This is a genomic window from Pseudomonas sp. FBF18 (genome assembly GCF_024261405.1).
GTDB classification, from domain to species: domain Bacteria; phylum Pseudomonadota; class Gammaproteobacteria; order Pseudomonadales; family Pseudomonadaceae; genus Aquipseudomonas; species Aquipseudomonas palmensis.
Map to the genome: position 1 here is coordinate 402,341 of NZ_QKRS01000003.1, position 14,496 is coordinate 416,836.

Sequence of the window (14,496 nt, forward strand, 5' to 3'; positions counted from 1 at the left end):
GTGCTATATTCCGCGCCCGCGATTTCCCTGATACCAAGAACCGGTCACTGACATGCAAGCAGCCAAACCACTTTTCGACTATCCCAAGTACTGGGCCGAATGCTTCGGGCCAGCGCCATTCCTGCCGATGAGCAGGGAGGAGATGGATCAGCTCGGCTGGGATTCCTGCGACATCATCATCGTGACCGGTGACGCCTACGTCGACCACCCGTCGTTCGGCATGGCCATCATCGGCCGGCTGCTCGAAGCCCAGGGCTTCCGGGTGGGCATCATTGCCCAGCCGAACTGGCAGAGCAAAGACGACTTCATGAAGCTGGGCGAGCCGAACCTGTTCTTCGGTGTCGCGGCCGGCAACATGGACTCGATGATCAACCGCTACACCGCCGACAAGAAGATCCGCTCGGACGACGCCTACACCCCGGGCGGCCTGGCCGGCAAGCGCCCCGACCGTGCCAGCCTGGTCTACAGCCAGCGCTGCAAGGAAGCCTACAAGCACGTGCCGATCGTGCTGGGTGGCATCGAGGCCTCGCTGCGCCGCATCGCGCACTACGACTACTGGCAGGACAAGGTGCGGCACTCGATCCTGATCGACGCCTGCGCCGACATCCTGCTGTACGGCAACGCCGAACGCGCGATCGTCGAAGTCGCCCAGCGCCTGTCCTACGGCCACAAGATCGAAGACATCACCGACATCCGCGGCACCGCCTTCGTGCGCCGCGACACCCCGCAGGGCTGGTACGAAGTGGACTCCACGCGTATCGACCGGCCGGGCAAGGTCGACAAGATCATCAACCCGTACGTGAACACCCAGGACACCCAGGCCTGCGCCATCGAGCAGGAGAAGGGCCCGGTCGAAGACCCGCAGGAAGCCAAGGTGGTGCAGATTCTGGCCAGCCCGCGCATGACCCGCGACAAGACCGTGATCCGCCTGCCGTCCTACGAGAAGGTGCGCAGCGATGCGGTGCTGTACGCCCACGCCAACCGCGTGCTGCACCTGGAAACCAACCCGGGCAACGCCCGTGCGCTGGTGCAGAAGCACGGCGAGGTGGACGTGTGGTTCAACCCGCCGCCCATCCCGATGACCACCGAAGAGATGGACTACGTGTTCGGCATGCCCTATGCGCGCGTCCCGCACCCGGCGTATGGCAAGGAGAAGATCCCGGCCTACGACATGATCCGCTTCTCGGTGAACATCATGCGTGGCTGCTTCGGTGGCTGCACCTTCTGCTCGATCACCGAGCACGAAGGCCGCATCATCCAGAACCGTTCCCACGACTCGATCATTCGCGAGATCGAAGAAATCCGCGACAAGGTGCCGGGCTTTACCGGGGTCATCTCCGACCTGGGCGGGCCGACCGCCAACATGTACCGCATTGCCTGCAAGAGCCCGGAAATCGAATCTGCGTGCCGCAAGCCGTCGTGCGTGTTCCCCGGCATCTGCCCCAACCTGAACACCGACCACTCGGCGCTGATCCAGCTGTACCGCAGTGCGCGTGACCTGCCGGGGGTGAAGAAGATCCTGATCGCCTCGGGCCTGCGCTACGACCTGGCAGTCGAGTCGCCGGAGTACGTCAAGGAGCTGGTCACCCACCACGTGGGCGGTTACCTCAAGATTGCCCCGGAGCATACCGAGGAAGGCCCGCTGAACCAGATGATGAAGCCTGGTATCGGCAGCTACGATCGCTTCAAGCGCATGTTCGAGAAGTACTCCAAGGAGGCGGGCAAGGAGCAGTACCTGATCCCGTACTTCATCGCGGCGCACCCGGGCACTACCGACGAAGACATGATGAACCTGGCCCTGTGGCTCAAGGGCAATGGCTTTCGCGCCGACCAGGTGCAGGCGTTCTACCCGTCGCCGATGGCCTCGGCCACTGCCATGTACCACTCGGGCAAGAACCCGCTGCGCAAGGTTACCTACAAGAGCGACGCGGTGACCATCGTCAAGAGCGAGGAGCAGCGCCGCCTGCACAAGGCGTTCCTGCGGTACCACGACCCCAAGGGCTGGCCGATGCTGCGCGAAGCCCTGCAGCGCATGGGGCGTGCCGACCTGATCGGGCCGGCCAAGCACCAGTTGATCCCGCTGCACCAGCCGGCGACCGACAGCTACCAGAGTGCGCGGCGCAAGAACTCGACGCCGGCGGGCAGTCACAAGGTGGCCAAGGAAACCAAGATCCTGACCCAGCACACCGGCTTGCCGCCGCGTGCCAGCGACGGTGCCAAGCCGTGGGACAAGCGCGAGCAGGCCAAGGCGGCCGCCTTTGCGCGTAACCAGGAAGCGGCCAAGGCACGCAAGGACGCCGCCAAGGGTGGCAAGGGCAAGGGCAAGAAGACCCGCGAGCCGGTGTTGCCACGCTGACACCGCGTCGCGGCCATCGCGGGTCAAGCCCGCTCCCACAGGTACAGTGCAGATCCATAGGCCACTGACTATCCTGTGGGAGCGGGCTTGACCCGCGATGAGGTCCGCAAGGCCACATCCATCCTTCTCCCCATCCCCGCCACACGCTACCCTGCATCACCTGCCGTCACCGAGCACGCCCATGGCTGACCCGCTGGCCTCACCAAGCCCTGCCTCCTACCACGAGATGTTCGCGGCGGATGGCAGCGTGCGCCCGCATTGGCAGCGCCTGCACCAGCACCTGCAACGCAGCGGCCCCACCCAGCTGGCCCAGCGCCAGGCCCAACTGGCGCGCCATCTGCAGGAAAACGGCGTCACCTACAACATCTACGCCGACCCCGACGGCACCGATCGCCCGTGGGAGCTGGACCTGCTGCCGCAGCTGATCCCCGCGCAGGAGTGGCAGGCGCTGGCGGCGGGCATCGCCCAGCGCGCGCACCTGCTCAACGCGGTACTGGCCGACATCTATGGCCCGCAGCGCCTGATCGGCGAAGGCCTGCTGCCGTCCGAGCTGGTGTTCGGCCACAACAATTTTCTCTGGCCGTGCCAGGGCATCACGCCGCCCGGCTCGACCTTCCTGCATGTGTACGCTGCCGACCTTGCCCGCGGCCCCGATGGGCGCTGGTGGGTCACCGCCGACCGCACCCAGGCGCCCTCCGGGGCCGGCTTCGCGCTGGAGAACCGCACGCTGGTCACGCGCACCCTGCCGGACCTGTACCGCGACCTGCACGTGCAGCACCTGGCCGGGTTCTTTCGCAACCTGCAACAGAGCCTGCTGCGCCTGGCACCCAGCGGCCAGGAACCGCCACTGGTGGTACTGCTGACCCCGGGGCGCTTCAACGAAAGCTATTTCGAGCACCTGTTCCTCGCCCGCCAGCTGGGTTACCCACTGGTCGAAGGCAGCGACCTGACCGTGCGCGATGCCACGGTTTACCTCAAGACCCTGGGCGGGCTGCGCCGGGTGCACGCGATCATGCGCCGCCTGGACGACGATTTCTGCGACCCGCTGGAACTGCGTACCGACTCGGCCCTCGGCGTGCCCGGCCTGCTCGACGCGGTACGCCAGGGCCGCGTGCTGGTGGCCAATGCGCTGGGCAGCGGGGTGCTCGAATCTCCCGGCCTGCTCGGCTTTCTGCCGGCCATCAACCAGCACCTGTTCGGCGAGGCCCTGAGCCTGCCGTCGATCGCCACCTGGTGGTGCGGCGAGCCGCCTGCGCTGGAGCAGGCCCTGGCCAGGCTGCCGGAGCTGCTGATCAAGCCGGCGTTCCCCTCGCAGAGTTTCGCTGCGCTGTTCGGGCGCGACCTGGACGAGGCGGCGCGCGATGCCTTGGCCGGGCGCATCCGTGCACGCCCGTATGCCTACGTGGCACAGGAACTGGCGCAGTTGTCCCAGGCGCCGGTATGGCAGGGCACGCTGCAGGCGCGGCCGATCGGCATGCGGGTGTATGCGGTGGCCACCGCCGATGGCTACCGGGTACTGCCCGGCGGCTTGACCCGGGTGGCCGCCCTGGCGGATGCCGAGGTGGTGTCGATGCAGCACGGCGGGGCCAGCAAGGACACCTGGGTACTCGGCGAGGCGGCCCCGGTCGGCGAACAGTGGCAGGCCAGCCGCACCCTTGGCGTGGCCGATCTGATCCGCCAGGACCCGTACCTGCCGTCGCGGGTCGTGGAAAACCTGTTCTGGTTCGGCCGCTATTGCGAGCGCTGCGACACCAGCGCGCGCCTGCTGCGCATTCTGCTCAGCCGCTACCTGGATGGCGAACATCCGTCCACCTGGCAGGCGGCGGTGGCCCTGGCCGAAGAGCTTGAGCTGCTGCCCCCCGAGGGCACCCTGGCCGAGCGCCTGCGCGCCGCCTTGCTCGATGCCGACTGGGCGTTCAGCCTGCGCGCCAACCTGCAGCGCCTGCAATGGACCGCCGCCCAGGTGCGCGGCAAGCTCTCGCGGGAGAACTGGCAGGCGCTGGTGGAGTTGCAGCACGAAGCCCAGGCGCTGGGTGGGCAGACGGCGGACTTCGGCGAGCTGCTGGATTTTCTCAACCGCCTGGTGATGTCGCTGGCGGCGCTGTCCGGCTTTGCCCTGGACGACATGACCCGCGATGAAGGCTGGCGCTTTCTGATGATCGGGCGGCGCATCGAGCGCCTGCAGGGCTTGAGCCTGAGCCTGGCCAGTTTTCTGCGCGGCCCCGGCGCCTTCGACCAGGCGGGCCTGGAATGGCTGCTTGAACTGGGCAACAGCAGCATCACCTACCGCTCGCGCTACCTGGCGGTGGCGCAGTTGATCCCGGTGCTGGACCTGCTCCTGCTCGACCAGCAGAACCCCCATGCGGTGCTGTTCCAGCTCAAGCTGCTGGTGCGTGCCCTGGAGCGATCCAGCGATGAGTTCGGCAGCCCGCCAGACCCGACCCTGGCCCTGCTGGCCGAGCGCCTGTACCACTTCGACCTGGGCAGCCTGGAGCACGCGCTGTTCGGCAAGGCCAGCGTGCGCGCGGTGCTCGATGGCCTGGCCGAGTTGCTGGGCGAGATCGCCAAGGCCAGCCTGCAGGCCTCCGAGCGACTGGCGCTGCGCCACTTCGTGCATGTCGATGACATCAGCCAGCAGACGGTGTCGGCCTGATGAGCGCGCGCTACCAGGTACTGCACGACACCCATTACCGCTATGACAGCCCGGTGTCCCTGGCCCAGCAACTGGTGCATCTGTGGCCACGGGCCTGTGCCTGGCAGCAGTGCGAAGACCGGCAATTGCAGGTCGACCCGCTGCCGACCCGGCGGCGCGACGAGCTCGACGGCTTCGGCAACCCGCTGACCCGGCTGGCGCTGGAGCGCCAGCATGATCAACTGCGCGTGGTGACGCGGGTGCAGGTGAACGTGCTGTCGCGCGCCGCGCCGGTGCTGGCTGCCTCGCCGCCGTGGGAACAGGTGTGCCAGGCGCTGGCGTATTCGGGGCAGGCGCTGACTGCGGCCACGCTGGAGGCGTGCCGCTTTCGTTTCGAATCGCCGTATGTGCGGCTGAAGCAGCGTTTCGTCGTGTTTGCCGAGCCGTGTTTCGCCCCGGGCCAGCCGTTGCTGCTGTGCGTGCAGGCCCTGATGCAGCAGATTTTCAGCCAGTTCACCTTCGATGCCGGTGCCACCCAGGTGGCCACCCCGCTGGTTGAGGTGCTGCAGCGTCGCCGCGGCGTGTGCCAGGACTTCGCCCACCTGATGCTCGCGTGCCTGCGCTCGCGCGGGCTGGCGGCGCGCTATGTCAGCGGCTACCTGCTGACGCGCCCGCCGCCCGGGCAGGCCCGGCTGATCGGGGCCGATGCCTCGCATGCGTGGGTGTCGGTGTACTGCCCGGTCAACGGCTGGGTGGATTTCGACCCCACCAACAACCTGCTGCCGGCGCTGGAGCACATCACCCTGGCCTGGGGCCGGGATTTTTCCGATGTGTCACCGCTGCGTGGGGTGATTCTGGGCGGGGGCAGCCATGACCCGCAGGTGCAGGTGACAGTGTTGCCGCTGGATGAATGCCCGGCGTGACGGCCCATCACTCCGGGCGCGCGAATTCGACGTTGCTGCCAGTGGCACCGCAGGCATAGGCAGCCAGCAGGCTGCGCATCAGACTACCAAGGGACATGTCCTGTACTCCTAATTGAGAGGTTGTCTCATCGTCCCTGAATGGCGCATGATGGTCCCACGGATTTTGTGTATACAATCCATAGCGAAAATTTACTACCAGCGCGCCTAACCTGCCCCTTGACTCATATCAGGCCGGTGGGGGACGCTCTGGGGCAGTATAGAAACGGATAAAAAACCCCTGCCAAGGAGATTCACGATGTTTGCCAAAGCTGTTGCGGTATCCCTGCTGACCCTCGCCAGTGCCCAGGTCTTCGCTGCCGATTGCAAGGTCACGGTCGATTCCACCGACCAGATGTCCTTCAACACCAAGGCCATTGAGATCGACAAGAGCTGCAAGACTTTCACCGTCGAATTGACCCACTCGGGCAACCTGCCGAAGAACGTCATGGGCCACAACCTGGTGATCAGCAAAGAAGCTGACATGCAGCCAATCGCCACCGACGGCCTGAGCGCCGGTATCGACAAGGATTACCTGAAGGAAGGTGATGACCGCGTGATCGCCCACACCAAGGTGATCGGTGCTGGTGAGAAGGACTCGGTGACCTTCGATGTTTCCAAGCTCAAGGCTGACGAGAAGTACGGCTTCTTCTGCTCGTTCCCTGGCCACATCTCGATGATGAAAGGCACTGTTACCCTGAAGTAACGCGGCGTTGCCAATCGCGGGTCAAGCCCGCTCCCACAGGTACAACACTGGTCTTGAAGGCAGTGATGTACCTGTGGGAGCGGGCTTGACCCGCGATGCTTTTATGGGGCGAATGGCATCTCGCGCTTGTGATGCGTCTTCTCGTACGTGCGCCTGATGATCTCGAACGCTTCCTCGCTCACTGCCTCGCCGTGCAGAAACGCATCGATCTGCGCATAGGTCACCCCATGCGATGCCTCGTCCGGCTTGCCCGGCGCCAGGTCTTCCAGGTCGGCGGTCGGCACCTTCTCCACCAGTGATTCCGGCGCGCCAAAGCTGCGTGCGATGTCGCGCACCTGATGTTTCACCAGCCCGCTCAACGGCGCCAGGTCGCAGGCCCCGTCACCGAACTTGGTAAAAAACCCCATCACCGCCTCGGCCGCGTGATCCGTGCCGATCACCAGCCCGCCACGTGCCCCGGCAATGGTGTACTGCGCCACCATGCGCATGCGCGCCTTGGTGTTGCCCACCACGAAATCCACCAGCGCCGGCTTGCCGTCCCTGAGCGCCTCGACCTCGGCCGCCAGCGCCTGCACCGCCGGCGCGATGTTCACCGTATGGCATTCGTCGGGCTGGATGAAATCGATGCACGCCTGGGCGTCATGCTCGTCATGCTGCACCTGGTACGGCAGGCGTACGGCGATGAAGCGGTAATGCACATCGCCCGTCTGTTCGCGCAGCTCGTTGATCGCGCGCTGGGCGAGCAGGGCGCCGGTCAGCGAGTCGACACCACCGCTGATGCCCAGCACCAGGGTCTTGAGCCCGGCGTTCTTCAGGCATTGCTGGATGAAGGCCACGCGCCGGGCCTTCTCGGCCTCGAGCGCGGCCGCGTCGGCGAACGGCGGCTGAACCTTGAGCTGCTGCGCAATCTCTCGCTGGACGGCTTGCATGGGTTACTCCTTGGGCACTTTGAATACGTGGCGCAGGTAGGCGACGAAGTTGGCGTCGCGGCATTGGGTCTTGGCCGCTTCATCGGAAATCTTCGCCACGGGCTGGCCGTTGCAGTCGGTCATTTTAAGTACGATGCTCATCGGCGCCACCCCGGGAATGTCACAGGTGAGGTTGGTGCCGATGCCGAAGCTGACATTGATGCGCCCGCGCAAGGCGCGGAATATCTCCAGGGTCTTGGTCAGGTTCAGCCCGTCCGAGAACACCAGCGTCTTGGTCATCGGGTCGATCCCCAGCTTGCGGTAATGCGCGATGGCCTTCTCTGCCCATTGCACCGGATCGCCGGAGTCATGGCGCAGGCCGTCGAAGAGCTTGGCGAAGTACAGGTCGAAGTCGCCGAGGAATGCATCCATGGTGATGCAGTCGGTCAGTGCTATTCCCAACAGCCCGCGGTACTCGCGCACCCAGCAGTCCAGGGCGGCGATCTGGCTGTCGATCAGCCGCGGGCCGAGCTGCTGGTGGGCCATGATCCACTCGTGGGCCATGGTGCCCAGCGGTTTGATATCCAGTTTGCGTGCCAGATGCACGTTGCTGGTGCCCACGAAGCGCGCCGGGAACTCCGCCGTCAGCACCTTCACCACCTGTTCCTGGACCTTGTAGGAGAAGCGTCGGCGGGTGCCGAAGTCGGCCACCTGCAGTTCGGCCAGCTCCTCGCTGCTGGCATTGGCGCGCAGCCAGTCGAACTTGCGGTACAGCTGGTCGCGTGCATCCACCAGCTTGATCTGTGGATAACGGTGCTGGTTGCGCACCTCGCTGATGATCGCCAGCAGCGGCACCTCGAACAGGATCACGTGCAGCCACGGACCGTGCAGGCGCAATACCAGTTCATCGTGCTCGATGGCCAGGTGCAGGTAGCGCAGGTTGAAGCGAAACAGCCCCAGAAAGCGCAGGAAGTCCGGCTTCATGAAGCTGATCTGCTCCAGGAAGCCCAACTGCTCGGCACTGATGCTCAGCTCGCTGAGGCGCTCGATCTGTGCGCGGATCTGCGCCAGATAGGGGCGCAGGTCTTCGCCGTTTCGGCAGCGGAACTCCCACTCCACATCCACGTTGGGGTAGTTGTGCAGCACCGCCTGCATCATCGTCAGCTTGTAGAAATCGGTATCGAGCAGGCTCTGCACGATGCGGTTGGCGAAGGCACTTTCGCTCATAAAGGACTCCAGGTCGGGCGTGCGCCCATCCGGGGCCGCCAATGCAGCCCATTGTGCCAGTCTTTTTGCCGCTGAGGCCGGCGCCGACGGGGTAATTCGGTAGCAGGCTATGGGTAGCGGCGGTTTTCGCATTGGCCAGCTAGCCTCTTATGGTGCCCGCTGTAGCAGATGCGCACCAAGGATGTGCAGTTCGGTTACGTATCTTGTTACAGGCTGGTTGCACGTAAACACAGGTCAGGGTTGCAATGATGGCACTCAAGGGTTGCGCTTCAAGCGGTTCGTGGGTGGCGCCAGGTGCAGGGCAGGAGGTTGCACGGCCCGTGGAAAAGGCGCGAAAGCGGCGCCTGCCGAACCTGATCGCGAGTTTTTACAGAATAAAAATCCAATGGCACGGCCCTTGCTCATCGCAATTGCTGAACGTTGTAGTGCCAACCAAAAAAACTCAGGAGCACCACCTCATGTCGCAGACGTTTTACAAGAAAGGCTTTCTGGCCCTCGCCGTTGCCACGGCGATGGGCGTGTCTTCGTATGTACAGGCCGACGTCAAGATCGGTGTAGCGGGCCCGATGACCGGTGCCAACGCGGCGTTTGGCGAGCAATACATGAAAGGTGCGCAGGCGGCCACCGACAAGATCAATGCCGCGGGCGGCATCAACGGCGAGAAGATCGTGCTGGTCAAGGGCGACGATGCCTGCGAGCCCAAGCAGGCGGTGGCCGTGGCCAACCGCCTGGTCGACCAGGACAAGGTCATCGGCGTGGTCGGGCACTTCTGCTCGTCCAACACCATCCCGGCGTCGGAGGTGTACGACGAGGCCGGGGTCATCGCCATCACCCCCGGCTCGACCAACCCGCAGGTCACCGAACGTGGCCTGAGCGCCATGTTCCGCATGTGCGGGCGCGACGATCAGCAGGGCATCGTGGCCGGCGACTACATCGTCGATGTGCTCAAGGGCAAGAAGGTTGCCGTGCTGCACGACAAGGACACCTATGGCCAGGGCCTGGCCGACGCCACCAAGGCGCAGTTGACCAAGCGCGGCGTCACCCCGGTGCTGTACGAGGGCCTGACCCGTGGCGAGAAGGACTTCAGCGCCGTGGTCACCAAGATCCGCTCCACCGGTGCCGACGTGGTCTACTTCGGCGGCCTGCACCCCGAAGCCGGCCCGCTGGTACGCCAGATGCGCGAGCAGGGGCTCAAGGACGTCAAGTTCATGTCCGATGACGGCATCGTTACCGACGAACTGGTGGCTACCGCCGGCGGCAAGCAGTACGTCGATGGCGTGTACATGACCTTTGGCGCCGACCCGCGCCTGCTGCCCGACAGCAAGGCGGTGGTGGACGAGTTCCGCAAGGCCGGTACCGAGCCCGAAGGCTACACCCTGTACGCCTACGCCTCGATCCAGGCCCTGGCCGCCGCGTTCAACGGTTCCAAGTCGAACAAGGGTGAAGACGCTGCCAAGTGGCTCAAGGCCAACCCGGTGCAGACCGTGATGGGCGAGAAGAAGTGGGACGCCAAGGGTGACCTGACCGTGTCCGACTACGTGGTCTACCAGTGGGACAAGGACGGCAAGTATCACCAACTGGAAAAACAAAAATAACAACGGCCGGCACCCCGGGCACTCGCTGCCCGGGGCGCGCCCCGGTTTTTGCCGTACCTGTCTTTTCTCGTAGATCTGCACAACCCGGCGCCGCTTGTACCGCCTCAACGGCGGTGCAACGTGGTCGGCGCTTGTGCAATCTCAAATACGTGAGATTGCGTTATGGATGGTATTTTCCTGCAGCAACTGATCAATGGTCTGACCCTGGGGTCGGTCTATGGTCTGATCGCCATCGGCTACACAATGGTCTATGGCATCATCGGCATGATCAACTTCGCGCACGGCGAGGTGTACATGATTTCCGCCTACCTGGCGGCTATCAGCCTGGCATTGCTGGCGTATTTCGGTATCGAGTCCTTTCCCCTGCTGATGCTCGGGACGCTGATCTTCACGGTGGTGGTCACCGGCGTGTATGGCTGGACCATCGAACGCATCGCCTACAAACCCCTGCGCAACTCCACCCGGCTGGCACCGCTGATCAGTGCCATCGGCATTTCGCTGATCCTGCAGAACTACGCGCAGATCAGCCAGGGCGCCCGCCAACAGGGCGTACCGACCCTGCTCGAAAGCGCCTGGCGCCTTGAAGTGGGCACCGGCTTCGTGCAACTGACCTACACCAAGATCTTCATCCTGGTGGCAGCCTTCGTCGGCATGGCCGCGCTCACCTACATCATCAAGTTCACCAAGCTGGGGCGCATGTGCCGGGCCACCCAGCAGGACCGCAAGATGGCCTCGATCCTGGGCATCAACACCGACCGGGTGATCTCCTACGTGTTCGTCATCGGCGCGGTGATGGCCGCGCTGGCCGGCGTGCTGATCACCATGAACTACGGCACCTTCGACTTCTATGCCGGCTTCATCATCGGCATCAAGGCCTTCACCGCGGCGGTGCTGGGCGGTATCGGCTCGCTGCCGGGCGCGATGCTCGGGGGCATCATCCTGGGGATTTCCGAGTCGCTGTTCTCCGGGCTGATCAACTCCGACTACAAGGACGTGTTCAGCTTCTCGCTGCTGGTACTGATCCTGATCTTCCGTCCCCAAGGCCTGCTGGGTCGCCCACTCGTGGCCAAGGTGTAAGTATGTCTGCTGCCAAAAACGCTTCCATCGATATCAAGCGCAGCCTGGTCGATATGGTTCTCGCCGGGCTGATTTCCCTGATCGTGTTCGGCCCCATCGTCGGCGTGGTGCTCGACGGCTACAGCTTCAACATGCAGCCTGCGCGTGTCGCCTGGCTGGTGGCGGGGGTGATGCTGGGACGCTTCGTGCTCAGCCTGTTCCTGCAGACCAGCAAGGGCCAGGCCATCCTGCAGGGCTTCGAGAGCAGTGGCTCGGGTGTGCATGTGCTGGCGCCGGACTACAAGTCGCGCCTGCGCTGGATCATCCCGGCACTGATCGTGATTGCCATCGTGTTCCCGTTCTTCGCCAACAAGTACCTGCTTACCGTGGTCATCCTCGGGCTGATCTACGTGCTGCTGGGCCTGGGGCTGAACATCGTGGTGGGCCTGGCCGGGCTGCTCGACCTGGGCTACGTGGCGTTCTACGCCATCGGTGCCTATGGCCTGGCGCTGGGCTACCAGTACCTGGGGCTGGGCTTCTGGACGGTGCTGCCGCTGGCGGCGATCGCCGCGGCACTGGCCGGCTGCATACTGGGCTTTCCGGTGCTGAGGATGCACGGGGACTACCTGGCCATCGTGACCCTGGGCTTTGGCGAGATCATCCGCCTGGTGCTCAACAACTGGCTGTCGTTCACCGGCGGGCCCAACGGCATGCCGGTACCGTCGCCGACCTTCATGGGCCTGGAATTCGGGCGCCGAGCCAAGGACGGCGGGGTACCGTTCCACGAGTTCTTCGGCATCGACTACAACCCCAACGTGAAATTCCTGTTCATCTACATCGTGCTGTTCCTGGTGGTGCTGGCGGTGCTGTACATCAAGCACCGGCTCACCCGCATGCCGGTGGGGCGCGCCTGGGAAGCACTGCGCGAGGACGAGATCGCCTGCCGCTCGATGGGCCTGAACCATGTGCTGGTCAAGCTCTCGGCGTTCACCCTGGGTGCGTCCACCGCAGGCCTGGCCGGGGTGTTCTTCGCCAGCTACCAGGGCTTCGTCAACCCGTCCTCGTTCACCTTCTTCGAGTCGGCGCTGATCCTGGCCATCGTGGTGCTCGGCGGTATGGGCTCGACGGTCGGGGTGGTGATCGCCGCCTTCGTGCTGACCGTGGCGCCGGAGTTGCTGCGCAGCTTCTCCGAGTACCGCGTGCTGCTGTTTGGCGTGCTGATGGTGTTGATGATGATCTGGCGACCGCGTGGGCTGATCCGCATCAGCCGCACCGGTGTGGTCCCGCGTAAAGGAGTGGCGCCATGAGCGACGAAGTGATTCTTTCGGTCGACAACCTGATGATGCAGTTCGGCGGCATCAAGGCGCTCAGCGACGTGAGCCTGAAGGTCCGGCGCAACGCCATCTTCGCGCTTATCGGCCCCAACGGCGCGGGCAAGACCACCGTGTTCAACTGCCTTACCGGGTTCTACAAGGCCAGCGGCGGCAAGATCGAGCTGAACCTGCGCGGCACCCGCACCAATGTCATCCAGCTGCTGGGCGAACGCTTCCAGGCGGCCGACTTCGTGTCGCCCAGAAGCTTTGCCAGCCGCCTGTACTACAAGATGTTCGGCGGCACCCACCTGGTCAACCGGGCGGGGCTGGCGCGTACCTTCCAGAACATTCGCCTGTTCAAGGAAATGTCGGTGGTGGAGAACCTGCTGGTGGCCCAGCACATGTGGGTCAACCGCAACCTGCTGGCCGGGGTGCTCAACACCAAGGCCTACCGTCAGGCCGAGAGCGACGCCCTGGACCATGCCTTCTACTGGCTGGAGGTGGTCGACCTGGTGGACTGCGCCAACCGCCTGGCCGGCGAGCTCTCGTATGGCCAGCAGCGCCGCCTGGAAATTGCCCGGGCCATGTGCACGCGCCCGCAGATCATCTGCCTGGACGAACCCGCCGCCGGCCTCAACCCGCAGGAAACCGAAGCGCTCAGCCGCATGATCCGCGTGCTGCGCGACGAGCATGACCTGACGGTGGTACTGATCGAACATGACATGGGCATGGTAATGAGCATTTCCGACCATATCGTGGTGCTGGACCACGGCAACGTGATCGCCGAGGGCGCGCCGCAGGAGATCCGCAACAACCCGACGGTGATCGCGGCCTACCTGGGCGCCGATGAAGAGGAGCTGGCATGAGCGTACCGATCCTCGAACTGAAGGACCTGGACGTGTTCTACGGCCCGATCCAGGCGTTGAAAAAGGTCTCGATGCACATCGACGAAGGCGAGACGGTAAGCCTGATCGGCTCCAACGGCGCGGGCAAGTCCACGCTGCTGATGTCGATCTTCGGCCAGCCGCGCGCGGCGTCGGGGCAGATCCTCTACCGGGGCACCGATATCACCCACAAGTCGTCCCACTACATCGCCTCCAACGGCATTGCGCAGTCGCCGGAGGGGCGCCGGGTGTTCCCGGACATGTCGGTGGAAGAGAACCTGATGATGGGCACCATCCCGATTGGCGACAAGTTCGCCGGCGAGGACATGCAGCGCATGTTCGAGCTTTTTCCGCGGCTCAAGGAACGGCGCAACCAGCGGGCGATGACCATGTCCGGTGGCGAGCAGCAGATGCTGGCGATTGCCCGGGCGCTGATGAGCCGGCCCAAGTTGCTGTTGCTGGATGAACCGTCGCTGGGGCTGGCGCCGATCGTGGTCAAGCAGATCTTCTCGACCTTGCGCGAGCTGGCCAAGACCGGCATGACCATCTTCCTGGTGGAACAGAACGCCAACCATGCGCTCAAGCTGTCGGACCGCGCCTACGTGATGGTCAACGGGCAGATCCGCATGACCGGCACCGGGCAGGAACTGCTGGTCAACGAGGAGGTGCGCAACGCGTATCTGGGTGGGCACTGACGGCGAACATTAAAGAAGACCCCGGCTTGCCGGGGTTTTTTTTGTGCGTATTACGACCCAATCGCGGGTCGAGCCCGCTCCCACAGGGGCAGCGGTGAACCTTGTGGGAGCGGGCTTGACCCGCGATCGGGCCGCAGATCGGCCTTGCGGCAGATTGTGGAAAAG

The 14,496-nt window shown here is 64.4% G+C and carries 11 protein-coding genes; 9 read left to right on the plus strand and 2 right to left on the minus strand.

Annotation, left to right across the window (positions count from 1 at the left end):
• Window positions 1–52: 52 nt before the first annotated feature.
• From DN387_RS07775 to azu, 4 genes are all read left to right on the plus strand, one after another.
• A complete protein-coding gene (locus DN387_RS07775; RefSeq protein WP_043863520.1) occupies window positions 53–2,356 on the plus strand; it encodes a YgiQ family radical SAM protein in 2,304 nt (767 codons plus the stop codon).
• Between the two features lie 181 nt (window positions 2,357–2,537).
• Entirely contained in the window at window positions 2,538–5,009 is a 2,472-nt protein-coding gene (locus DN387_RS07780) for a circularly permuted type 2 ATP-grasp protein (protein ID WP_054916172.1), read from the plus strand.
• Window positions 5,009–5,911 (plus strand): transglutaminase family protein, encoded by a 903-nt coding sequence (locus DN387_RS07785; protein WP_054916171.1) that lies wholly within the window; start codon window positions 5,009–5,011, stop codon window positions 5,909–5,911. Before DN387_RS07780 ends, DN387_RS07785 begins: the two co-directional genes overlap by 1 nt.
• A gap of 295 nt (window positions 5,912–6,206) precedes the next feature.
• Window positions 6,207–6,653, plus strand: coding sequence for an azurin (gene azu, locus DN387_RS07790; protein WP_043863517.1), 447 nt, complete (start codon window positions 6,207–6,209; stop codon window positions 6,651–6,653).
• A gap of 101 nt (window positions 6,654–6,754) precedes the next feature.
• Here azu and nadE read toward each other — a convergent pair whose 3' ends face one another.
• Together nadE and pncB are read right to left on the minus strand one after the other, a co-directional pair.
• Window positions 6,755–7,582 (minus strand): ammonia-dependent NAD(+) synthetase, encoded by an 828-nt coding sequence (gene nadE / locus DN387_RS07795; RefSeq protein WP_043863516.1) that lies wholly within the window; start codon window positions 7,580–7,582, stop codon window positions 6,755–6,757.
• 3 nt (window positions 7,583–7,585) lie between these two features.
• A complete protein-coding gene (pncB, locus tag DN387_RS07800; RefSeq protein ID WP_043863515.1) occupies window positions 7,586–8,788 on the minus strand; it encodes a nicotinate phosphoribosyltransferase in 1,203 nt (400 codons plus the stop codon).
• A 458-nt stretch (window positions 8,789–9,246) separates the two neighbouring features.
• Here pncB and DN387_RS07805 point away from each other — a divergent pair, with 458 nt between their 5' ends.
• From DN387_RS07805 to DN387_RS07825, 5 genes are all read left to right on the plus strand, one after another.
• A complete protein-coding gene (locus tag DN387_RS07805; RefSeq protein ID WP_054916170.1) occupies window positions 9,247–10,383 on the plus strand; it encodes a branched-chain amino acid ABC transporter substrate-binding protein in 1,137 nt (378 codons plus the stop codon).
• Between the two features lie 162 nt (window positions 10,384–10,545).
• Window positions 10,546–11,460 carry a branched-chain amino acid ABC transporter permease LivH gene (locus DN387_RS07810; protein ID WP_254506038.1) on the plus strand — a complete coding sequence of 305 codons (915 nt, stop codon included), beginning with the start codon at window positions 10,546–10,548 and terminating at the stop codon, window positions 11,458–11,460.
• A 2-nt stretch (window positions 11,461–11,462) separates the two neighbouring features.
• On the plus strand, window positions 11,463–12,746 hold the full coding sequence (livM, locus tag DN387_RS07815; RefSeq protein ID WP_043863512.1) for a high-affinity branched-chain amino acid ABC transporter permease LivM: 1,284 nt from the start codon (window positions 11,463–11,465) through the stop codon (window positions 12,744–12,746).
• Complete coding sequence (locus DN387_RS07820) at window positions 12,743–13,618, plus strand: ATP-binding cassette domain-containing protein (protein ID WP_054916169.1); 876 nt, start codon at window positions 12,743–12,745, stop codon at window positions 13,616–13,618. The genes livM and DN387_RS07820 overlap by 4 nt, the downstream gene beginning before the upstream one ends.
• Window positions 13,615–14,331, plus strand: coding sequence for an ABC transporter ATP-binding protein (locus tag DN387_RS07825; protein WP_043863511.1), 717 nt, complete (start codon window positions 13,615–13,617; stop codon window positions 14,329–14,331). Before DN387_RS07820 ends, DN387_RS07825 begins: the two co-directional genes overlap by 4 nt.
• Window positions 14,332–14,496: the final 165 nt, after the last annotated feature.

Bases quoted from the DNA above. Each gene is read 5' to 3' on its own strand.
- nadE (WP_043863516.1), bottom strand. From the start codon at position 7,582: ATGCAAGCCGTCCAGCGAGAGATTGCGCAGCAGCTCAAGGTTCAGCCG.
- DN387_RS07825 (WP_043863511.1), top strand. From the start codon at position 13,615: ATGAGCGTACCGATCCTCGAACTGAAGGACCTGGACGTGTTCTACGGC.
- DN387_RS07820 (WP_054916169.1), top strand. From the start codon at position 12,743: ATGAGCGACGAAGTGATTCTTTCGGTCGACAACCTGATGATGCAGTTC.
- pncB (WP_043863515.1), bottom strand. From the start codon at position 8,788: ATGAGCGAAAGTGCCTTCGCCAACCGCATCGTGCAGAGCCTGCTCGAT.
- DN387_RS07805 (WP_054916170.1), top strand. From the start codon at position 9,247: ATGTCGCAGACGTTTTACAAGAAAGGCTTTCTGGCCCTCGCCGTTGCC.
- DN387_RS07775 (WP_043863520.1), top strand. From the start codon at position 53: ATGCAAGCAGCCAAACCACTTTTCGACTATCCCAAGTACTGGGCCGAA.
- DN387_RS07780 (WP_054916172.1), top strand. From the start codon at position 2,538: ATGGCTGACCCGCTGGCCTCACCAAGCCCTGCCTCCTACCACGAGATG.
- livM (WP_043863512.1), top strand. From the start codon at position 11,463: ATGTCTGCTGCCAAAAACGCTTCCATCGATATCAAGCGCAGCCTGGTC.
- azu (WP_043863517.1), top strand. From the start codon at position 6,207: ATGTTTGCCAAAGCTGTTGCGGTATCCCTGCTGACCCTCGCCAGTGCC.
- DN387_RS07810 (WP_254506038.1), top strand. From the start codon at position 10,546: ATGGATGGTATTTTCCTGCAGCAACTGATCAATGGTCTGACCCTGGGG.
- DN387_RS07785 (WP_054916171.1), top strand. From the start codon at position 5,009: ATGAGCGCGCGCTACCAGGTACTGCACGACACCCATTACCGCTATGAC.